Source organism: Fusobacterium perfoetens ATCC 29250 (assembly GCF_000622245.1).
Classification (GTDB): Bacteria; Fusobacteriota; Fusobacteriia; order Fusobacteriales; family Fusobacteriaceae; genus Fusobacterium_B; species Fusobacterium_B perfoetens.
In genome coordinates this window covers 1-21,433 of sequence record NZ_JHXW01000013.1, presented here as the reverse complement: position 1 = coordinate 21,433, position 21,433 = coordinate 1, and the positions used below count along the sequence as shown (strand labels likewise).

The following is a 21,433-nucleotide window of genomic DNA, read 5'->3' as shown; positions in this document are numbered from 1 at the left end:
ATTCTCCCTATATCTCTTCTTTAACTCTTTCTATATCTGCTCCAATGTTTCTTAATTTCTTATCTAAATCCTCATAACCACGGTCTATATGATAAATTCTATTTACAATACTTTCACCCTCACATTTTAAAGCTGCTAAAACAAGAGCTGCTCCTGCTCTTAAATCACTAGACATTACTTGAGCTGAAGAAAAATTCTTTATTCCTTTTATTACTGCTATATTCTTTTCTGTTGTTATTTCTGCACCCATTCTATTTAATTCTGGAACATGCATAAACCTATTTTCAAATATTGTTTCTTTTATTTCACTACTTCCTTTAGCTAAACACATTAATGTCATAATTGGAGATTGTAAATCTGTAGGGAATCCAGGATAAGGCATAGTTTTTACTTTTACACCTTTTAAATCTTCTAACTTAGAAGTTACTACAAATAATCCATCTTTATCTATTTCATATGTAACTCCCATTTCTTTTAATTTCATTAAGAAACTTTCTAAATGTTCTACACAAACTCCCTTTACTTTTATTCCTTCAAACATAATAGCTGCTATTATAAAAGTCCCTGCCACTATTCTATCTGGAATTATTTCATATTCACAAGGATATAGTTTCTCCACTCCTTCTATAATTAATCTTCCCTCTCCTATTCCTTCTATTTTAGCTCCCATTTTATTTAAAAAATTACATAAATCATCTATTTCTGGTTCTCTAGCTACATTTTCAATTATAGTTGTCCCTTTAGACTTTACAGCAGCCATTATTATATTTTCTGTAGCTCCAACACTTGGAAAGTCTAAAACTATTTTATTTCCTTTCAACTCATTATCTTTTACTTTACCATAAACATATCCATGCTCTATTTTTATTTCAACACCTAAATTCTCAAAGCCTTTTAAATGTAAATCAACAGGTCTAGCTCCTATAGCACATCCTCCAGGTAATGAAACTTTAGCCTCTCCACAATGAGCTAACATTGGTCCCATTACTAAAAATGAAGCTCTCATTTTTTTTACTAACTCATAAGAAGCTTCTATATTAGTAATTCCATTATTTATAATTTTATAAGAATTTTTATCTAATTTTTCTATTTCAAGCCCTAAACTTTCTAATAATTTGATTAAAGTTCTTATATCCATAAGATCAGGAATATTTTTTAATATATATGTTCCTTTTTCTATAAGAGTTGCTATGAAAATTGGTAATGAAGCATTTTTTGAACCTTCTACTTCTAATATCCCTTCTAATTTTTTATTTCCAATTATTTTAAAAGCTCCTACTCCCATCACATATCTCCTTTTCTTTTTTCTTTCTCACATATAGGACATTTATATCCTAAAATTTTATCTAATATTCCCATCTTTTTAAATTTATTTTCTTTTTCTTTAAATTTTTTTTCTAATTGCTTATAATGAAAATTACAAATTTTTTTACCCTCAGCTTCCCAATAAAAAGGAGATAATTTTTTTTCTTTATATATCTCATTTTCATTTTTAAAAATTACATCTCTCTCTTCCTCAATAGGAGTTTGAGATACAATTACCATTCCTATATCTCCTGTATAAAAAATTCCATCAACCAATCTATAATTTAAATTGATTTTTTCAGCATACTCAATATATTTTTTTATTTTTTTCATTTCTAATTCTCTACTAATTTTTAATAATTTAGCATTCTTTTCTTTCATTAATTCTAAAAATCTATATTGAATATTTTCATCTATATCTTGTTTTCTCAAAGCTGAAATTACATTTTCTTTAAATTCTCCTAGATAAAGATTTTTTTCACTTTGGGTTTTTTGAAAATTTATTTTAGTTTTTTCTTTTATATCAAATATATCCATTTTTGATTTCCTAATTATAAAAATTTATTCAAAGTCATTATAACATAAATCAAAAAACTTTAAAATATTTTTTATATAAATAAAGGACTACCGTAGTAGCCCTTTTATTATTTGAATTATTTATTTTTATATAAAAAAATGGTGCGAAGAGAGGGACTTGAACCCTCACGTCGGAGACACTAGATCCTAAGTCTAGCGCGTCTGCCAATTCCGCCATCCTCGCACTAATAAATATGGTGCGTCATACTGGATTTGAACCAGTGACAACACGATTAAAAGTCGTGTGCTCTACCTACTGAGCTAATGACGCATTTGTTGGGGTGACTGACGAGGCTCGAACTCGCGACAACCAGTGCCACAAACTGGCGCTCTACCAACTGAACTACAGTCACCATATATGGCGTGTCTGAAGGGATTCGAACCCCTGACCCACGCCTTAGAAGGGCGTTGCTCTATCCAGCTGAGCTACAGACACATTAACATAAAAATGGAGCGGGAAACGAGGTTCGAACTCGCGACATTCAGCTTGGAAGGCTGACGCTCTACCAACTGAGCTATTCCCGCTTAATGGTCGGAATAGCAAGATTCGAACTTGCGGCCCCTTGCTCCCAAGGCAAGTGCGCTACCGGACTGCGCTATATTCCGACGTCCCTTAAGACAAGAATAATAATATCATAATATCCAATTTCTGTCAACACTTTTTTTAAAATATTTTTTATTTTTTTATTTTTTCTTTTATTTTCAATGATTTTTATTTTTTATTTTTTTAAAAAATTTGCTTAGTTTTTATATATAAGTTATAATTTAAATAGAAGCTTTGTTTACTTTTTTTATTTTACTAAAATTTTTAAGGAGGTTTCATTATGAAAACAAAAAAAATTGTAGTCGGACTTTTTATTTCAGCGATTTTAATATCTGGATGTACTTCTAATTTTGTAAGACCAGAAGGTTCTATGTCATATACTTCTGGTGGTGCTTTAAGTGGAGCTGCTGCTGGAGCTTTAGCTGGTCAACTAATTGGAGGTAATACTAAAGGAACACTTATTGGTACTGCTGCTGGTGCACTTATTGGTACTGCAATAGGAGCTCATTTACAACAACAAGAAAATGAGTTTAGAAATATTTTATATAATTCTGGTGTAGAAATTATTAATACAGGTTCTTCTATTTTGTTAAATATTCCTGAGGGATTAACATTTAATCTAAATAGTTCATCTTTAAAACCTCAATTCATTAAACATCTAGATGGTATTGCCACTGTTTTAAATAACTATCCTAAATCAAATGTTATTGTTACTGGACATACAGATTCTACAGGTTCTCGTGAATATAATATGACTCTTTCTCAAAAAAGAGCTCTTACAGTTGGAAATTATTTAGTTTCTAGAGGAGTTGCTCCTAATAGATTCTCAATAGTAGGAAAAGGACCTGATATGCCAATAGCCTCTAATAGTACTTTGGAAGGAAGAAAAGCAAATAGAAGAGTTACTATAGAAGTTTTACCATAATAATTATAATAATTTTCCATTAAGTTATTTTAAATTATAATTTTCATAATAACCATAATTTTAATATAAAATATAGGGAATATACTAAAAATATACTCTCTATATTTTATAATACTTACGTTATATTAAATACTAATAATTAAAAAAAGCTAGGATTAACTCCTAGCTTTTAATTTGACAAAGTTTATTATTTTGCTGCTTTTGCTTTCTTTAATTCTTCAGCTAATAATACAGCTATTTTATTTGCATCTCCAACTATTCCTAAATCTGCTATTCCAAATATTGGTGCATATTTATCTTTGTTGATAGCAATTATGTATTCAGATTCTTCCATACCAGCAACGTGTTGGATAGCTCCTGAAATTCCACATGCAAAGTAAATATCTGGTCTAACTGTTTTACCAGTTTGTCCTACTTGTCTATCATGGTCCATATATCCAGCATCTACAGCTGCTCTTGATGCAGATACTTCTGCTCCAATTTCTTTTGCAACAGCTTCTAGATTTTTGAAGTTTTCAGCTGAACCAATTCCTCTTCCTCCAGAAACTAATATTTTAGCTTCTGTAATATCTATTTTATTTTTCTCTTCTTTTACTACTTCTAATACTTTTACTTTTAATTTAGATGAATCTAAAGCAAAGTCGAATTTTTCTACTATTCCTTCTCTAGTTTCATCTTTAGCTATTTTTTGCATAACTCCTGGTCTTACAGTTGACATTTGTGGTCTATGGTTAGGACAAATGATTGTTGCCATTAAGTTTCCACCAAATGCAGGTCTTGTCATTTCTAATCTTTTATTTTCATCTGCAGAAATTTCAAGTTTTGTACAGTCAGCAGTAAGTCCTGTTGTCATTCTTGAAGATACTCTTGGAGCTAAGTCTCTTCCTAAAGTTGTTGCTCCAAATAATACTATTTCTGGTTTTTTAGTATCTATTATAGCTTTAAAAGTTTGTGTATAAGCTTCTGTATCGTAGTATTTTAATTCTGGTTTATCTACTACTAAAACTTTATCTGCTCCATAAGCTATTAATTCTTTTGCTAATCCTTCGATTTCGCTTCCTATTAATATAGCAGTTACTTCTTTATTATCTAAGCTTTCTGCTAATTCTCTTGCTTTTCCTAATAATTCTAATCCTACATTTTGTAATTGCCCATCTCTTTGTTCAGCAAATACAGCTATTCCTTTATAATCGCTTAAATTCATTATTCTATCTCCTTTATCTTAAGGTTTTATATTCGTATTAATTATATAACGAATTTTTCTTTTAATTTTTCTACAATTAAGTCTACTGCTTGTTTAGTATCTAAGTCATCAAATACTTTTCCAGCTTGTTTAGCTCCTTTAGTAAATGATTTTTTAACTTGTGTTGGAGATCCTTTTAATCCAAGTTTCTCAACTTCTATTTTTACGTTGTCTACTGTCCAAACTTCAACTTCTTTATCGAATGCATCAACAATATTTCCAACTCTCATATATCTTGGAGTATTAGCTTCAGATAAAACTGTTACTAGTGCTGGTAATTGAGTTTCTAATAGATAGTATCCATCTTCTATAACTCTTTTTACTGTTATTGTATTAGCTTCTTCATTGTATTTCATTTCTTTTAAATAAGATATTTGAGGTATTCCTAAATGTTCAGCAATTTGTGGTCCTACTTGTGCTGTATCTCCGTCAATTGCTTGTCTTCCTGCGATTATTAAATCATAATCTAATTCTCTTAAAGCTGCTGCTAAAGCATTTGATGTAGCTAATGTATCTGCTCCAGCAAATCTTCTATCTGTTAATAGTATAGCTCTGTCAACTCCCATAGCATATGCTTCTCTTAATATAGCATCAGCTTGAGGAGGTCCCATTGTTATAACTGTTACATGTGCTCCGTACATGTCTTTTAATTTTAAAGCTTCTTCTAATCCACCTTTATCATCAGGGTTCATGATACTAGGAACTCCATCTCTTATAAGTGTTCCTTTTACAGGATCTAATTTTATCTCTGTTGTATCTGGAACTTGTTTTATACAAACTACTATTTTCATTTTTTGTCCTCCAATATTTTTCAATATGTTTTTTACCTAAAGTTTCCTATTTGAATAAGTGTCCTGCTATTACCATTCTTTGAACTTCTGAAGTTCCTTCATAAATTTCAGTTATCTTAGCATCTCTCATCATTCTTTCTACTGGATATTCTCTAGTGTATCCATATCCTCCATGATATTGAACTGCTTTTGTTGTTACTTCCATAGCTGTTTCAGCAGCGAATAATTTTGCTCTTGCTGCATCTACTGAATATGGTAATCCTGCACTTTTCTTCCAAGCTGCTTTATAAACTAATAATCTTGATGCTTCTACTTTTACATCTAGATCAGCTAATTGGAATTGAGTATTTTGGAATTTAGCAATAGCTTTTCCAAATTGTTTTCTTTCTTTTGTATATGCTACTGTTTCATCTAAAGCTCCTTGAGCTATTCCTAAAGCTTGAGATGCAATTCCTATTCTTCCTCCGTCAAGAGTCATCATAGCAATTTTAAATCCTTTTCCTTCTTGTCCTAATAGGTTATCTTTTGGTATTCTTGCATTTTCAAATATTAATTCACAAGTTGCAGATCCTTTAATTCCAAGTTTTTTCTCTTTTTTACCAATAGTAAATCCTGGTGTTCCTTTTTCAATTATGAAAGCAGAAATTCCTTTTAGTCCTAAACTTTTATCTGTCATAGCAAATATTACATAAACATCTGCATATCCAGCATTAGTTATAAATATTTTTGAACCATTAATAATCCATTCATTTGTTTCTGGATCTAACACTGCTGTTGTTTGTTGCCCTGCAGCATCTGTTCCAGCATTAGGTTCTGTTAATCCAAATGCACCTATTAATTCACCTTTTGCTAGACCTGGTAAATATTTTTGCTTTTGAGCTTCAGTTCCAAAAGCTAGAATTGGCCAAGTTCCTAAAGATGTATGTGCTGATACTATAACTCCTGTAGTTGCGCAAACTCTTGATAACTCTTCAACAGCCATAGCATACATTAAGTTATCTCCTCCAGCTCCTCCATATTCTTTTGGAATTGGTATTCCCATTATTCCTATTTCTGCCATTTTCTTAACAGTTTCCATTGGGAATCTTTCTTCTTCATCAACCTCTGCAGCTAAAGGTTTTACTTCTTTTTCAGCAAATTCTCTTATCATTTGTCTGAAAAGTTCATGTGTTTTAGGTATATTGAATTCCATTCTATCTAATCCTCCTACTGATTTTTTAGCTAAACTTTGTCACTTATCATTTTATAATAAAATTGTATGTAAAATCAACCATTTTTCCACTTTTTTTACGTTTTTTTAAATAATGAATCTATTTTTATCATAAAATGATAAGTTTTTGTTCTATATAATAGCTTATTAGTGCCATAACACTAATAAGCTATTTAAATTTACTATTTATTTCTTTTTAATATTACAGCTACAGACATTCCTCCACCAATACATAGTGTTGCTAGTCCATAAGTTAAATCTCTTTTTTCCATTTCATAAACTAATGTTGTAAGAATTCTGTTTCCAGAAGCTCCGATTGGATGTCCTAATGCTATTGCTCCTCCGTTTACATTTGTTCTTTCTAACATCCATTCTTTTGTTACTCCATGTTCTTCACATACTTCTCTTAAAACTCCTAAAGATTGAGCTGCAAAAGCTTCATTTAACTCAAACAAATCTATATCTGTTATTTTTAATCCTGCTTTTTTCAACACATCTCTAATTCCTGGAACTGGTCCTAATCCCATATATGCTGGGTCTACTCCACCTTGTCCTACAGCATAAACTTCTGCCATTGGTTTTAAATTATATTTTGCTACAGCTTCTTCTGATGCTAATAAAACTGCTGAAGCTCCATCGTTTAATCCAGAAGCGTTTCCTGCTGTTACTGTTCCATCTTTTTTGAAAGCTGTTTTTAATTTTGCTAAAACTTCTGGTGTTGATTTTCTATTTGGATGCTCATCCTTATCAAATAAAACTTCTTGTTTTTTGATTTTTACTGGTACTGGAACTATTTCATCAGCAAATCTTCCAGAATCAACAGCTGCTATTGCTTTTCTTTGAGAATTTATTGCAAATTCATCTTGTTCTTCTCTTGTGATTCCATATTTTTCAGCAATATTTTCAGCTGTAATTCCCATATGATATTCATGGAAAGCATCTGTTAATCCATCAGATATCATGTGGTCTACTAATTTAAGGTCTCCCATTTTTACTCCAGATCTAACAGAAGCTGGTAAAACAAATCCTGCTTGAGACATAGATTCTACTCCTCCAGCTATTATCATATTAGCTTGTCCAGATTTTATTCCACAATAAGCTAAATAAACTGATTTTAATCCAGAACCACAAATCATATTTACTGAGTATCCTGGTACTTCTTGTGGAATTCCAGCTTTTATAGCTACTTGTCTTCCTATTCCTTGTTTATGTCCTGCATGAAGTACATTTCCCATTACAACTTCATCTAAGTCTGCTGGGTTAATTCCTGTTTCTTCAATTATATTTTTTACAACTAATGCTCCTAAATCTCCAGGTTTAACATCTTTTAAACTTCCTAGAAAACTTCCTATTGGAGTTCTTTTTGCTTTTACTAAATATACTTTTGACATGTTTTCCTCCTGATTTTTATTATTTAGGTTTTTTATCAAATTTCTTTTTATAATTTATGTTTTATTTTAAACCTTTTGATATAAAAACCATCATTTTTTATATATTTTATTATAATTCATATTTTATTTTTTTTAAAATATATTTTATATATTATTTTTTCATTTTTTTATATTTAATATTTAATATTTAATATTTAATATTTAATATTTTTTATAAAATAAGCTCGAAAAATTTTCGAGCTTAAAGAAAGTTAATCTCTGTAGCAACTATTATTTAGTATAGTCGTAGAATCCTTTTCCTGTTTTCATTCCTAATTGTTTTCCACGAACCATTTTTCTTAATAATGGATGAGGTCTATATTTTGTATCTCCCATTTCATTATATAAAACTTCCATTATTGCTAAACATACATCTAGACCTATTAAATCTCCTAAAGCTAATGGTCCCATTGGATGATTTGCTCCTAATTTCATTGCAGCATCTATTCCCTCTACTGAAGCTACTCCATCAGCATAAATTCCTATTGCTTCATTTATCATTGGTATTAATATTCTATTAACAACAAATCCTGGAGCTTCCTCTACTTGTACTGGAACTTTTCCTATTGTTTCAGAAATTTCTTTTATTTTTTCTACAATTTCTACTGGTGTATTAAGCCCAGCTATTACTTCTACTAATTTCATTACTGGTACTGGATTAAAAAAGTGCATTCCTATTACTGCTCTTGAAAGTCCAGCTCCTATTTCAGTTATTGATAAAGAAGATGTATTTGTAGCGAAAATTGTTTCTGGTTTGCAAATCTCATCTAATTCTTTAAAAGTTTGTTTTTTGATTTCCATATTTTCTATAGCAGCTTCTATTACTAAATCACAATCAGCACAAATCTCTTTTGTTCCTGTTGTTATTTTAGCTAATATTGAATCAGCTACTGATTGTTCCATTTTTCCTTTAGCAATTCTTTTTTCAAATCCTTTAGCTATTTTCTTTTTACCATTTGCTGCAAATTCTTGATTTATATCACATAACATTACTTCAAATCCTTCTGTTTGTGCAAATGTTTGAGCAATTCCAGACCCCATTGTTCCTGCTCCAATAACTCCTATTTTCATTTTAAATCCTCCTCATCTATCTTAATTTAATTAAGTCCTAAATATAATTTATCTATTTTTAAATCCTTCTACTTTTCTTTTTTCCAAGAAAGCATTCATTCCTTCTCTTTGATCTTCACTTTCAAAACAACTTCCAAAAGCTTTTTCCTCTATTACAATAGCTTTATCCATATCAACATCTAAACCTTCATTTATCGCTTTTTTACAAGCTCTAACAGCAATAGGAGCATTTTTTGATATTTTATTTGCTAATTTTTTAGCCATCTCCATCAATTCTGTTTGAGGATATACTGCATTTACAAGTCCTATTCTATAAGCTTCATCAGCTTTTATATTTGTAGCTGCATATATCATTTCTTTTGCTTTTCCAACTCCAACTATACGAGCAAGTCTTTGAGTTCCTCCAAATCCTGGAGTGATTCCTAATCCAACCTCTGGTTGTCCAAATACAGCATTTTCTGAACAAATTCTTATATCACAGCTCATTGAAATTTCGCATCCTCCACCAAGAGCAAATCCATTAACTGCTGCAATTACAGGAATTGGGAATGTCTCTATTTTTCTAAATACATCGTTCCCTTTTTTACCAAAAGCCTCACCTTGTTCTTTTGTAAGAGTACTCATTTCTCCTATATCAGCTCCAGCAACAAAAGATTTTTCTCCTGCTCCTGTAAGTATTAAGGCTCTTGTTTCTTCTAAATTTACATTAGAAAAAACTTCATCAATTTCTTCTAACACTTTACTGTTTAAAGCATTTAAAGCCTTTGGACGATTAATAGTTACTATTCCAACAAATCCTTCTTGTTCATATGTTACAAATTCCATTATATATCCCCCTTTAATTTAAATTATTTTCGGTTAATTTTTGATACTTTGTTTTAAAATTGCTTTTTTACTTTATTATTTTGTATTTATTGGGACATCTTTTTATTTGATATTTAGTATTATAGACCAATTTTATCAACTTTAAAAATATATTTTTTATATTTTTTTAATACATTTTTTATATCAATAATATTAAAATAACATTTTAATATTTTTTTAGCTCTTTTTTTTATCATTTTTTTCATCACTTAACAATAAAAAATACCATCTTCATTTATTTGTTAATAAAGACGGTATTTTTTAAAGAAAAGTTATTTATTTTATTTTAAGGTTAATTTTTTACAAAATAATATTCTCTATTTATATCTTCAAAATAAATTTTAATATTCTTATACCCAAGATTCTCAAAATAAGAAAAATAAGCTTGTGATACTTTTTCTCTCATCTCTTTTGGACGTGGTAACCATTGAATATCTATTATTATCCTATTATTTATTTCTTTTTGGTTAAAAATTTCAACAACATTATCATAAAATATTCTTATTCTTTCTTTTGGAGTTTCAGTTTCTTTTACAATTATATTCTTTAAATCTTCACTTATTTCAATTACTTTTTCTTTTGAAATTCCACTAATTTTTACAAATGGCACAATAATTTCCTCCTTAATATTTTTTTAATAACACAACAGAATATGATTTCATTCCATCTCCATTTCCTGTAAATCCAAGTTTTTCTTCTGTTGTTGCCTTTATACTAATATTTTCTATATCAGTTTCTAAAACTTCTGATACCTTTTTTCTCATTTCTAAAATATAATCTTTTAATTTTGGTTTTTGAGCAACAATAATTGAATCTAAATTTTCTATCTGATATCCTTTTTCATTCATTAACTCTTTAACTTTTTTTAACAAAATCATGCTATCAATATTATAATATTTATTATCATTATCTGGAAAATGTTGTCCAATATCTCCTAAAGCTAAAGCTCCTAATATTCCATCCATTATACTATGAACTAAAACATCAGCATCTGAATGTCCCAATAACCCCTTTTCATAAGGGATTTCTACTCCACCTAAAATTAATTTTCTTCCCTCTACTAATTTATGAACATCATAACCATTTCCTATTCTATACAATTTTAATTCCACTCCTTATAAATTTCATCATAAAAATTTATAATTTCTTCAACAGTTACTGTAGAAGTTCCTATCTTTCCAACAACAACTCCAGCTGCTGTATTAGCTATCTTAGCAGCTTCTTCCCAAGTAGCTCCAGCTACCTTAGCTAATGTATATACTGATATAACTGTATCCCCAGCTCCTGTTACATCATAAACTTCTTTAGCAAATGTAGGAATATTTGTTATTTTATTCTCTTCATAAAGGCTTACTCCTTCTTCACTTCTAGTCATAAGTAGATTTTCTAATTTTATTTTTTCTCTTATCTCTGTTCCTATTTCATCTATTGTTTTCTTTTTAGGTTTTCCTAAGCAAAGTTCAGCTTCTTTTCTATTTGGTGTCATTGAAGAAGCTCCTATATAATTTTCTACATTAGATGGTTTTGGATCTACTACTACTATTTTTCCGTTTTTTCTAGCCATTTTTATTATTTCTTTAGACACTTTTGGAGTTAAAACACCTTTATCATAGTCAGATAATATTATTCCATCTATATTGTCAAGAGCTTGAGAAAATCTCTCTAATATAGCCTCCTCTAATATAACATTTATGTCTGTTGGGTCTTCCCAATCAAGTCTTAATAGTTGTTGACTACCACCTAAAACTCTCCTTTTTACAATAGTTGGTCTTTCTTCACTTCTTATTATTCCACTTACATCTACACCTAAATTTTTCATAGATTTCATTAAACGATCTCCATCTATATCATCACCAACTACTCCATAACAGTAACTTTTTGCTCCTAAAGTAGCTAGATTATTTATAACATTTCCAGCTCCTCCTAAAACAAATTTTTCTTTTTTTATTAAAACTACTGGTACTGGAGCTTCAGGAGAAATTCTATCTACACTCCCTATTAGATAATCATCTAACATTATATCTCCTATAACAGCTAATTTTACTTTTCTAAAATTTGAAATTATCTCTATTAATCTTTCTTTTTTCATTTTTCCTCCATGGATATACCTGATAATCTGTATCACATACTAATATTTTACTAACAAACTTGAATAATATCAATCTTTTTAGTTAATTTTTTCAAAATTTTTCATATCAATTCCTTGAAATCCTTTATTTTCTATTACATCTACTCTAAGCCTTATATATAAATCTGTCACTTGTTTTATATCTTTATTATTGCTAAAAAAGAAACCAATCACAGGAATATCTCCAATAAAAGGTACTTTACTCTGATTTTTTTGAACAATCCCTTTCTTTAAACCGCTTAAAAATACTGTCTCTCCATTTTTTATTCTCAAAGTTGATTCAATATTTCTCGAAACTTTTCCTCCATAATTATTTTCTCCATCAGTTTCAGAAGAAGTATTTTCATTTAAAATTTTAAAATCACTACTTTCTATACTAACTTTTAAAGAGATATATTCATCATCTAAAATTTCTGGTAAAACTTTAAGAATTACTCCAGCTTCCCTAAAAATAGGAATATATGTATTTTGATTATTATCTGTATTTTCAACTCTTTCTTGACCAACAATTTGTTCTAATATTACCTTTAAACTAGCTTCTTCCCCATTACTTGTAACTATTACAGGAGTAGAACTTATCTTTAAATCTTGTGTTGATTTTAATAAATTTATTCCAAAATTTAAATAATCTTCGTTATTTTTAAAAGTTTTTATATAATTGAAAGTGGTAGTAAAAATACTACCAATTCCACCTATATAACTATTATTTAAAGAACTTCCTACAAGTTGATTATCTTTATATCCCTCTTCATTATTTCCATATATCCAAGAAAAACCAAGTTCTTCAAATAAATTATCTGTTATATCTAAAATTTGAGCTGATATTCTTATCCCTTTATTTGAATGACAAATTTTTTCTATATTTTCTTTTACTATATCAACCTTTTCTTCACTTCCACTTATATATAAAATATTTTTCTTATTATCTCTTGTAAATTTCACACTATTTCTTAATTCATCTGAAATAAATTCTTCTACTTTTAAATTTTCTAAATCCCCAATTTTAACTTTTTTAACCACAAATTGTTTTTTAGAAATTTCTTGTTTGTTTATCACTTGATATTTCTTTTTTAAATTAATATTTAAAATATTATAAGATTTATCTATAGTGATTATTTCTCCAACTGTATCATACCCCTCTTTTTCCACCCTCAAAAAATAGACTCCATAAGAGATATCATCTATTTTATATACTCCATCACTAGAAGTATAATTTGGTTTTGAATATCCATCTAAAAGAGTAATTTTTACCTTTTCTAAATTTTCGCCAAAATCATCAGATAAAACTCTCCCTACTAAAATTCCTTTATTTTCTTTATTCTCAAACCTAGAACATATATAAATATAATTTCCTCTATCCTTTATCATATATTCTTGTGAATTGCATAAAATATCTAAAATCTCAAAAAAATTTTTATTCTCATTAATATATAAAGATATTTTATCATTTTTTATTTTTTGAGATGATATAACAGTTACTCCACTTTCTTCAGATAAAAATAACAAAAAGTTTTCTAAACTTATATCTTTAACATTTATCTCATTAGAATAATAAACAGTTCCCAATTTTTTTATATTTTCATCTTTTCCAAATAAAAATACAGAAAAGACTAGGAATACAATCCCAATAATTATTTTTTTCATAATATTTTCTCCCCAATAGTTAATTTTTTATTTTCTATTCTAAATATATAGTTATTCCCATAAATTTCTATTATTTTCTCTCTATTTATATAAATTTTTTTATCTAACAATTCTATTATCCCCACATTATCATTTATAAATTCTACTTTTTCTACCCAAAATTTTTTACCACTTAAATTTTTTCTCTCCCCCTCATTGATTATTTTTTCATTTTTCTCTACAAAATAATTCCCTCTAAAACTAATTTTTAATAATTCATTCTCTTTTAAAAGTTCAAAACTACTATTTAAAAGAAAAATTTTATTTTCATTTTCTACTTTCTCTATAAACTTTATTATATTTTCCTCTCTACCAATAATTTTATATGGTATAAAAATACTTTTTTCCATTCTTTCTATTCTTCCGATTTCTAAAACTTCCAAATTATTTTTTTCAATTAAATTATTTATATAGAGATTTCCTTGAGAGGTACTATTAAATTTATAAACTTTTTCTTCCATACTCTTTTCTTCAATTTGAAGATTTCCAAGTTCTTTTTCTACTTCCAAAAGTTTATTTTTAACTATGGATATTTTTTTATCGCTATTCTTCAATTTGTATGAGTAATTTTTAATCTCCTTTTTCAAAGATAGATTTTTCTCTAATGGAGTTATAAAAAAAGAAATTACCCCTCCTAAAATAACAATTAATAAAATTATTTTATTTTTTAAATCTAAATCATTCATAAAAAACTTTCAACTCCAATATAAAATCATAAATATTTTCCTTTTTAATTATATAATCATAATTCAATTTTTCTATTCGCTCATCATTTTCTAACAACTTAATAAAATACAATATATCTTCTAATCTATCTCCAGCCCCATTTATTATTATATTTCCTTTTTCCCAATAAACCTTATTAAATCCTAAGGAATTTGGAGCAATATTTATTATCCACATAATTTCATTTAAAAATTTTTTATTTTTTATATTATTTTTACTGATTTCTTTTTTTAAAAATTCTATTTCAGTTTTTATACTTTCTAACTCTGTTTTTTTATCATTCAAAATTTTTTCTTTACTATAAAAATTATTTTTTATTTCTTCTAATTGTGTCTCCAAAACTTTTTTACAATAAAGATTTCCCCCATAACTAATCCCTAATACAAGCCCTATTATTAAAATTATCCAAAATATATTATCTTTTTTATTATTTTTTAGAACTTCTTTATAATCAGTTAAAATATACTTTTCAGAAAAATATATCTCCTCAACATTTATATTTTCTTTCAACAAAAATTCTATGAAATTTGATATAATTCCCTCTTCATATATAAAAATTTCACACTCTTCATTTTCATTGTAAAAATAATTCACAGAATAAAAATCTTTTTCCTTTTCCAAATTCTCTAAAAGTTCATTTTTTATATATCTTTTTACATCAATATATTCTAATTTTTCTTTATCCAATAATTCTTTTTTTATAAAGAAATCATCTTTAAAAATAAAATTTACTTTTTTCCTAAGGAATATTTTCTTTATTTTTTTTAAATCTTCATCCAAATAACTAAAAGTTCTATTAATTTTTTCAACTTCTTCATCATTTAATAAGATTTTTATTTGATTTTCTCCTATTTCTACTATTAATCTTTTACTTTTCATAAAAGTATACATCTATATCTCCTCTAATTTTCTCAAACTTTTCCCAAGGATAATTGCTTCCTTTAAAAAAATATTTTATTTCTACTATTCCCAAAATATCGGTTTTATAAATTTTATTATTAATTTCCACTATACTTTCTATTTTTTTTAAATTTACTTTAATTTGATTATAGTTATTTATATAAGAAAAATTATTTATTATTCCTCTATAATTATTTTTTTGCCCTCTATCTTTAGAATAAATCTCTTTGTATAAATTATCATCTTCATAAGATTTCTTTAAATAAATTTTCTCTATATAGTATCCACTATCTGATATTACTTCCTTATCTCCAAAATTATTTTCTACAATATTTTTTCCATTAAAAAATAAGAGATAGTCTATCCTATCTTCTAAATCAGAATTTTTACCTATCTCCTCTCCTATATAATTTGTATAAAGTTTAATAAAAATTTTAGAAATCTTTTCTTTTTCCACTCTTTTTTCAAATTGTTTTTCTAAACTTTTCTTTTTAAATTCTTTTTGAATTATAAAACTAACTGTAAATATACTCCAACTAATAACAGATAAAAGAGATATAACTAAAATCAAAAGGCTTCCTCTTTTTTTATTGGATATACACCACATATTCTTCCTCTCTATCTTTAAATTTTAATAGTAGATTCAAAAGATTTTCTTTAAAAGAAAATTCCCCCTTTATATTTTCTAAAAAACTTTCATACTTTTCAGAATTACTTGCTTTTCTTAATAGAGAAGTTCCCGAAAAATAATAAGTTATTTCTATCTCTTTAGAAATATTATTTTCAATAATATTTTTTCTAAATTTCAATCTATCCATATCCAAATTTAATTCTTTTCCATTTTTTATCTCTTTTAACATATAATCAATATTTCTTCTATAATTTATCTCTATATTTGATATATTTAAAAGATTATTTTTTATCTTCATTGAGTTTGAAAAAATAGAAAAACTAACTGTAAGTATTGTTGTAAAAATTCCTAATACAACAATCCCTTCTAAAATAAAGTAACCTTTATTTTTCATAAACTCCCTCTATTATTTTTTCGATTTTTTTATTTTCTAATTCCAAATAAGCAATATATACTTCTCCTATAACTTGGTTTTCTAATAAAACTTCTTTTTTTAAAGTTTTTATATTTTTTATATCCTCTAACTTTAAATATTTATATCTTCCAATTTTTGTAACATTATTTTTTGATAGATTTTCTAAATAAAATATTTCATCTTTTTGAATTAATTGATATTTAGTTATTGAAAAATCTTTTTTTAAATCTCTTTCAATAATATTTTCTATATTAAAAATCAATCTTTTTTCATCAGTTTCTACCAATAATCTTCTTGTTTTATCATTATTTTTATTCAACAATAAAAGTAATCCCAAAATTACATTAACAAATAAAAAAATAGATACAATCAAATCTATCAATAAAAAACCTTTTCTTTTCATAAAAAATTCCTTTAAAAAATATAAAAAATAAAAGTTCCTATTGCCAATATTGGAGCAAATGGAACTTCTTTTTTCTTTTTAAACTTATAATATAAAAATCCATATAATGGTGCTATTAAAAAAATTATATTATAAAATATCAATAATTCATATATTCCTCTATAACCTATAAAAAATCCTATTGTCCACAATAATTTTATATCCCCAAAACCTACTACCTCTTTTTTGAATAGACTTTCTCCATATCCATATAAAATTAAAAAGAATATAGGAAATAGACTCATTCCTATTATTTTATTTTCAAAACTTTCCTTAAATAAAAAAATTCTAAAAACTCCGAATAAGAATAATAATCCTGTCAAAGAATCTGGAATTATTTTTTTCTTTAAATCTATAAAAGCTATTAGAAATAATACTATAAAAAATAATATTTCTATTATAACTCTGTCCATTTTTCTCCTTTTATTGTGTAAGCTCCTACCCCATTTTCTGGTAATATCCATAATTTTATTCCATCAGATTTTTCTCCTTCAGGAGCTTTAAAAGTAAATTTGACCTTACCTCCATAAGTTATAACAGAGTCTACTTCTCCTGGAGCATCTATTTTTTCATTTCTACTTCCACCTATTTCACAAACTATCTCTTTTCCCTCTCCCTCACTACTATTTAAAAGTTCCTTATATCCACCTGAAATATAATCTTTTAATTTTTCTAATTCTGTACTTGATAAATTACCATCTAATTTATCCTTTCCTAAAGTTTCTCCAGTTGTAAAATAATACATTTCAGAAGCAGTTCTTAAATTTTGTAAAGTAGTAATAGCCTTTGTATCTTTTCCTAGAGCCAAATAATTTGATACTTTCGGTGTTAAAAAACTAGCAAATAATCCTATTATCCCCAACACTACTAAAACTTCAATTAAAGAAAAACCTTTTTCTTTATTGCTCATAACACTTCCCCCTTTATTATATTGTTATATATTGTTCATCATTTCTAATATAGGACCATATATTCCTAAAAATATTCCTCCTACAATAATCCCAATAACTAAAATCAAGGTTGGTTCCAATAATTTTATAAATCTATCTATTTTTTCATCTAAAACTTCTTTTTTTCTTTCGTATATCAGTTGAAACATAGAGGACAATTCTCCACTTTGTTCTCCTGTTTTTATAAATTCTAATTCTACCTTATCAAATATATCCATAGACTTCAAAGAATAAAATATATCTTTTCCTTTTATAAGATGATTTTTAGCTATTAATAATTTTTTTCTAAAAAAATCATTACTTATAGAATCTATTATTATAGATATAGCATCACTTAAACTTATTCCAGATTCCAAAAGTATAACTAAAATTTTTGAAAAATATAATATAAAATTTCCTACAATTATTTTTGATAATATTTTATTTTTCAAGAAAAATTTTATTATTCTCTCTTTTTTATTCTTATATAATTTTTTTATCCCTATAAAAAAGATAATCAAAAATAAAAAAACATATATAATATTATTTGCTAAAAAAATTATTACCCTTGTAAAAATTGGAATTCTATCTTTTCCTATAATATTTACAAAATCAGGTAATATAAATTTTCCTAAAAATATTAATAATACTATAACTATTGATAACACTAAAATTGGATAAAACAAAATCTTTTTTATCCTCTTTTGTTTTTCAATCTCTTGAGAAATTCTTTCCTCTATTCCTTCAAAAGAATTATATAATTTTCCTGTTTCTTCTCCTGCTCTTAGTATAAATATATCAACTTCTTTTAAAGGCAAACCACTTTCTTCAAAAATGCTATGTAAATCTCTTCCTTCATTAATAGATTTTTTCATTCTTTCTATATAAAAATCTAATTTTTCATTCCCCTGAAAAATCTCAATAATTTTATAAAATTGATATCCATTTTTTACAAACAATTTTAATTTCATAAAAAAATCTTTTAATTCTACTTTTGAGATTTCACTTTGAATAAAAATTATCTTTTTTATTTTTATAATTAAATAACCTTTTTTTCTCAAAAAATTTTCAACTTCATTTTTAGATTGCCCCTTTAAAAAACCTATTTTTTTATTTCCTATCTTATCACATACTAAATAAAAAAATATTTTCATAATTAACACTCTCTTATTAACTCATCTAATGAAGTTAAACCTTGTTTAACAAATTCTAAACCATTTTCTACTATAGTTTTTATCCCTAATTCTTTCAATCTATTCTCTAATTCTAAAGTACTAAAATCAGATGTGATTAGATTTTCTATCTCATCATTTATGTATAAAAATTCTCCAACTAAAATTCTTCCTTTATACCCAGTATAATTACAATGTTCACAACCTTTTGCAGTATAAATCTTATTATTAAAAATTTTATTATTTTCTATACCTAAAATTTTTAATTTTTCTTCTAAATTATTATCTTCTGTTTTACAATAAGGACATAATTTTCTAACAAGTCTTTGATTTTGTATTCCTTTAAGACCAGCTGATATCATATATGAATCTATTCCCAAACTCATCAATCTTTTTATTGCACTTACAGAATTTTTTGTATGTAAAGTTGAAATAATCAAATGTCCTGTTAAAGAAGCTTTTATGGCAATTTCTGCTGTTTCCCTATCTCTTATTTCACCTATCATAATTACGTCAGAATCTTGTCTTAATATTGATTTTAAAACAGTTGAAAAATCTAATCCAATATCATTTTTACACTGAATTTGATTTATTCCCTCTAAAGTATATTCAATAGGATCTTCAATAGTTGTTATATTTTTCTCTACTTCATTTATTTCATTTAATATTGCATACATTGAAGTAGTTTTTCCGCTTCCCATAGGTCCTGAAATAATTAACATTCCTGATTTTCTTTTTATTATCTCAAACAATTTTGAATAATATTCTTTTTTAAATCCCAATTCTTCCAAAGTTTTTTTGGCAGTTTCTTTATACAAAATTCTTATAACTACTTTTTCACCAAAATAAGTTGGGACAATAGATACTCTAAAATCTAATTCTCTCCCTTTATATAGACCATCTACTCTCCCATCTTGTGGTATTCTTTTTTCTGTAATATCTAAATTACATAAAATTTTTATTCTTGAAATCAAAGGAGCAACATCTTGAATTTTATATCGCCCTTTTTCAATCAATATTCCATCTATCCTATATCTTATTCTGAAATAATCCTTATAAGTTTCTATATGAATATCACTAGCATTTAAATTTATTCCATCAATAAAAATATTATTCATAAAAATTTCTATTCTAGAATTTTCATTAGAAGAAAAAGCAGCATTCACAAATTTAATTTTTTCTTTTTTATTACCACTTTCTCCAATCATTTCCTAGCTCCTCTTCTTCAAATAGCCTTTGATGATAATCCAATAATTTATCTTCCGAAATTTTTTTCCCAGATATTTTTTTATAAATATTTATTTTTACTAATTTATTTTCTTGAAAACTATAAACAGCGACTCTGTATTTTATATTTCCACTATAATCTAAAATATAAGTTGTAAAGGAATCAGAAAGATTTCCATTTATTGTGGTTTCTACTTCCATACTATCCAATAGTTTTAAATTACTATTTATTGTATAGGGAATTCTATATTTTAATTTATTTGGTAATTGGATAATTTCTTCTAACATTTTATTTTCAGATTTTTTTTGTATTTCTATTTTATTATTATTATATTCTAGTCTTATTTTGTATTTTATAGTTGTTAATAAACTATTAGTAGAATATTCTTCTAAAGTTTTTGAAATAACTAATACAGCTTTTTCTAAATCTTTTTCCTCTTTAACTTTCAAAATTCTTATATATCCAAAAGAAAATATTAATAATATTATACTTAAAATAATTAAAAATTCAAATAAGAAAAATCCTCTTTTTTTATTAACTTTATCCATTTTCAAATATTTCCATCATCTATTAAAATATTTTATTTATTTTACTACCTTTATATAGTTTTTTCAAGTGTTTTTTTATCTTTTTTATTTATCTAGTTCATTTTATAAAAATGATATATAAAATATTTATTTTAATTTTTTACTCCTTTATTTTATAAAGAATTATATCAGTCATAAAAATATTTTTTTATCTTTAATTCATATATTTTTTCTATATTTCTTAATATTTTAAAAAAAAATATTGTAATCTATTCTTTTTTCTGTAATTTTATCTAAATTTTTTAAACTTTTTATGATTATAATTGCATATAATATCTTTTAATTTAATATCTCATTTCAAATATATATTTTTATATATTTTTTCAAAAAATAAAAAAAGTTGGCAAGTTCCTATCCTCCCAGAGGGCTGCCCCCAAGTACTTTCAGCGTTTACGAGCTTAACTGCTAGGTTCGGTATGTTACTAGGTGTACCCTCGTAGCTTTTCTTGCCAACTTATATTTTGAGTTTTTAAACACTCAATACTACATAGTAATTTCTCTTGATTAAGATTCCGACTTATTAGTATTGGTCCGCTTAATGAATTACTTCACTTACACTCCCAACCTATCTAACTCCTAGTCTCGAAGTTGTCTATAGAGTACTTATCTTAAAGTCAGTTTCCCGCTTAGATG

Annotated in this window: 23 protein-coding genes, 6 tRNA genes and 2 rRNA genes; 1 reads left to right on the top strand and 30 read right to left on the bottom strand. The window is 26.3% G+C overall.

Annotated elements, in window-relative coordinates; genetic code table 11:
* Nucleotides 1-7: 7 nt before the first annotated feature.
* The 8 genes from murA to T364_RS0105700 all read right to left on the bottom strand — a co-directional run bounded on the left by murA (nucleotide 8) and on the right by T364_RS0105700 (nucleotide 2,487).
* Nucleotides 8-1,285: a UDP-N-acetylglucosamine 1-carboxyvinyltransferase gene (gene murA / locus T364_RS0105735; RefSeq protein WP_027128725.1), complete on the bottom strand. Its 1,278-nt coding sequence runs from the start codon at nucleotides 1,283-1,285 to the stop codon at nucleotides 8-10.
* Complete coding sequence (locus T364_RS0105730; RefSeq protein ID WP_035945436.1) at nucleotides 1,285-1,842, bottom strand: DUF1694 domain-containing protein; 558 nt, start codon at nucleotides 1,840-1,842, stop codon at nucleotides 1,285-1,287. The genes murA and T364_RS0105730 overlap by 1 nt, the downstream gene beginning before the upstream one ends.
* A 139-nt stretch (nucleotides 1,843-1,981) precedes the next feature.
* Nucleotides 1,982-2,065 (bottom strand) — tRNA-Leu (locus T364_RS0105725).
* A gap of 11 nt (nucleotides 2,066-2,076) precedes the next feature.
* Nucleotides 2,077-2,152 (bottom strand) — tRNA-Lys (locus tag T364_RS0105720).
* Nucleotides 2,153-2,158: 6 nt separating this feature from the next.
* Nucleotides 2,159-2,234, bottom strand: a tRNA-His gene (locus T364_RS0105715).
* A gap of 6 nt (nucleotides 2,235-2,240) precedes the next feature.
* A tRNA-Arg gene (locus T364_RS0105710) sits at nucleotides 2,241-2,317 on the bottom strand.
* A 13-nt stretch (nucleotides 2,318-2,330) separates the two neighbouring features.
* A tRNA-Gly gene (locus T364_RS0105705) sits at nucleotides 2,331-2,406 on the bottom strand.
* A 4-nt stretch (nucleotides 2,407-2,410) separates the two neighbouring features.
* Nucleotides 2,411-2,487 (bottom strand) — tRNA-Pro (locus T364_RS0105700).
* A gap of 218 nt (nucleotides 2,488-2,705) precedes the next feature.
* On the opposite strand from T364_RS0105700, the gene T364_RS0105695 reads away from it, so the two are divergent.
* Nucleotides 2,706-3,350, top strand: coding sequence for a YiaD family glycine zipper/OmpA-like lipoprotein (locus tag T364_RS0105695; RefSeq protein WP_027128723.1), 645 nt, complete (start codon nucleotides 2,706-2,708; stop codon nucleotides 3,348-3,350).
* A gap of 187 nt (nucleotides 3,351-3,537) precedes the next feature.
* Here the strand turns inward: T364_RS0105695 and T364_RS0105690 are convergent, their stop codons facing one another.
* The 22 genes from T364_RS0105690 to T364_RS0105580 all read right to left on the bottom strand — a co-directional run.
* A complete protein-coding gene (locus T364_RS0105690) occupies nucleotides 3,538-4,554 on the bottom strand; it encodes an electron transfer flavoprotein subunit alpha/FixB family protein (protein WP_027128722.1) in 1,017 nt (338 codons plus the stop codon).
* A 41-nt stretch (nucleotides 4,555-4,595) separates the two neighbouring features.
* Entirely contained in the window at nucleotides 4,596-5,384 is a 789-nt protein-coding gene (locus T364_RS0105685; protein WP_027128721.1) for an electron transfer flavoprotein subunit beta/FixA family protein, read from the bottom strand.
* A gap of 46 nt (nucleotides 5,385-5,430) precedes the next feature.
* A complete protein-coding gene (locus T364_RS0105680; protein WP_027128720.1) occupies nucleotides 5,431-6,576 on the bottom strand; it encodes an acyl-CoA dehydrogenase in 1,146 nt (381 codons plus the stop codon).
* Nucleotides 6,577-6,776: 200 nt separating this feature from the next.
* On the bottom strand, nucleotides 6,777-7,985 hold the full coding sequence (locus tag T364_RS0105675) for an acetyl-CoA C-acetyltransferase (RefSeq protein WP_027128719.1): 1,209 nt from the start codon (nucleotides 7,983-7,985) through the stop codon (nucleotides 6,777-6,779).
* A gap of 270 nt (nucleotides 7,986-8,255) precedes the next feature.
* Nucleotides 8,256-9,095 carry a 3-hydroxybutyryl-CoA dehydrogenase gene (locus T364_RS0105670; protein ID WP_027128718.1) on the bottom strand — a complete coding sequence of 280 codons (840 nt, stop codon included), beginning with the start codon at nucleotides 9,093-9,095 and terminating at the stop codon, nucleotides 8,256-8,258.
* 48 nt (nucleotides 9,096-9,143) lie between these two features.
* The gene (locus T364_RS0105665) at nucleotides 9,144-9,920 is read right to left on the bottom strand and encodes an enoyl-CoA hydratase-related protein (RefSeq protein WP_027128717.1); all 777 of its coding nucleotides are present in this window, start codon (nucleotides 9,918-9,920) and stop codon (nucleotides 9,144-9,146) included.
* Nucleotides 9,921-10,251: 331 nt separating this feature from the next.
* Nucleotides 10,252-10,569 (bottom strand): DUF1904 family protein, encoded by a 318-nt coding sequence (locus T364_RS0105655; protein ID WP_027128716.1) that lies wholly within the window; start codon nucleotides 10,567-10,569, stop codon nucleotides 10,252-10,254.
* A 13-nt stretch (nucleotides 10,570-10,582) separates the two neighbouring features.
* Entirely contained in the window at nucleotides 10,583-11,059 is a 477-nt protein-coding gene (ispF, locus tag T364_RS0105650) for a 2-C-methyl-D-erythritol 2,4-cyclodiphosphate synthase (RefSeq protein ID WP_027128715.1), read from the bottom strand.
* Between the two features lie 2 nt (nucleotides 11,060-11,061).
* Entirely contained in the window at nucleotides 11,062-12,048 is a 987-nt protein-coding gene (gene rfaE1 / locus T364_RS0105645; RefSeq protein WP_027128714.1) for a D-glycero-beta-D-manno-heptose-7-phosphate kinase, read from the bottom strand.
* Between the two features lie 78 nt (nucleotides 12,049-12,126).
* Nucleotides 12,127-13,731 carry a secretin GspD/PilQ domain-containing protein gene (locus T364_RS0105640; RefSeq protein WP_027128713.1) on the bottom strand — a complete coding sequence of 535 codons (1,605 nt, stop codon included), beginning with the start codon at nucleotides 13,729-13,731 and terminating at the stop codon, nucleotides 12,127-12,129.
* Nucleotides 13,728-14,456, bottom strand: a complete 729-nt coding sequence (locus tag T364_RS0105635) for a hypothetical protein (protein ID WP_027128712.1) — start codon at nucleotides 14,454-14,456, stop codon at nucleotides 13,728-13,730. Before T364_RS0105635 ends, T364_RS0105640 begins: the two co-directional genes overlap by 4 nt.
* Nucleotides 14,449-15,387, bottom strand: a complete 939-nt coding sequence (locus T364_RS0105630) for a PilN family protein (protein WP_027128711.1) — start codon at nucleotides 15,385-15,387, stop codon at nucleotides 14,449-14,451. The genes T364_RS0105635 and T364_RS0105630 overlap by 8 nt, the downstream gene beginning before the upstream one ends.
* Nucleotides 15,365-15,967 carry a hypothetical protein gene (locus T364_RS0105625; RefSeq protein WP_147386029.1) on the bottom strand — a complete coding sequence of 201 codons (603 nt, stop codon included), beginning with the start codon at nucleotides 15,965-15,967 and terminating at the stop codon, nucleotides 15,365-15,367. Before T364_RS0105625 ends, T364_RS0105630 begins: the two co-directional genes overlap by 23 nt.
* 16 nt (nucleotides 15,968-15,983) lie before the next feature.
* Nucleotides 15,984-16,421, bottom strand: coding sequence for a hypothetical protein (locus tag T364_RS0105620; protein ID WP_027128709.1), 438 nt, complete (start codon nucleotides 16,419-16,421; stop codon nucleotides 15,984-15,986).
* The gene (locus T364_RS0105615) at nucleotides 16,411-16,845 is read right to left on the bottom strand and encodes a hypothetical protein (protein ID WP_027128708.1); all 435 of its coding nucleotides are present in this window, start codon (nucleotides 16,843-16,845) and stop codon (nucleotides 16,411-16,413) included. Before T364_RS0105615 ends, T364_RS0105620 begins: the two co-directional genes overlap by 11 nt.
* An 11-nt stretch (nucleotides 16,846-16,856) precedes the next feature.
* Nucleotides 16,857-17,297 (bottom strand): prepilin peptidase, encoded by a 441-nt coding sequence (locus T364_RS0105610; protein ID WP_027128707.1) that lies wholly within the window; start codon nucleotides 17,295-17,297, stop codon nucleotides 16,857-16,859.
* On the bottom strand, nucleotides 17,282-17,794 hold the full coding sequence (locus T364_RS0105605) for a type II secretion system protein (RefSeq protein ID WP_027128706.1): 513 nt from the start codon (nucleotides 17,792-17,794) through the stop codon (nucleotides 17,282-17,284). Before T364_RS0105605 ends, T364_RS0105610 begins: the two co-directional genes overlap by 16 nt.
* Nucleotides 17,795-17,818: 24 nt before the next feature.
* On the bottom strand, nucleotides 17,819-18,967 hold the full coding sequence (locus tag T364_RS0105600; protein ID WP_027128705.1) for a type II secretion system F family protein: 1,149 nt from the start codon (nucleotides 18,965-18,967) through the stop codon (nucleotides 17,819-17,821).
* Nucleotides 18,968-18,969: 2 nt separating this feature from the next.
* Nucleotides 18,970-20,193, bottom strand: coding sequence for a GspE/PulE family protein (locus T364_RS0105595; protein WP_035945433.1), 1,224 nt, complete (start codon nucleotides 20,191-20,193; stop codon nucleotides 18,970-18,972).
* The gene (locus T364_RS0105590) at nucleotides 20,174-20,761 is read right to left on the bottom strand and encodes a hypothetical protein (RefSeq protein WP_027128703.1); all 588 of its coding nucleotides are present in this window, start codon (nucleotides 20,759-20,761) and stop codon (nucleotides 20,174-20,176) included. Before T364_RS0105590 ends, T364_RS0105595 begins: the two co-directional genes overlap by 20 nt.
* A gap of 377 nt (nucleotides 20,762-21,138) precedes the next feature.
* A 5S ribosomal RNA gene (gene rrf, locus T364_RS0105585) occupies nucleotides 21,139-21,254 on the bottom strand.
* Nucleotides 21,255-21,300: 46 nt separating this feature from the next.
* Nucleotides 21,301-21,433 (bottom strand): 23S ribosomal RNA (locus T364_RS0105580); the annotation flags it as partial.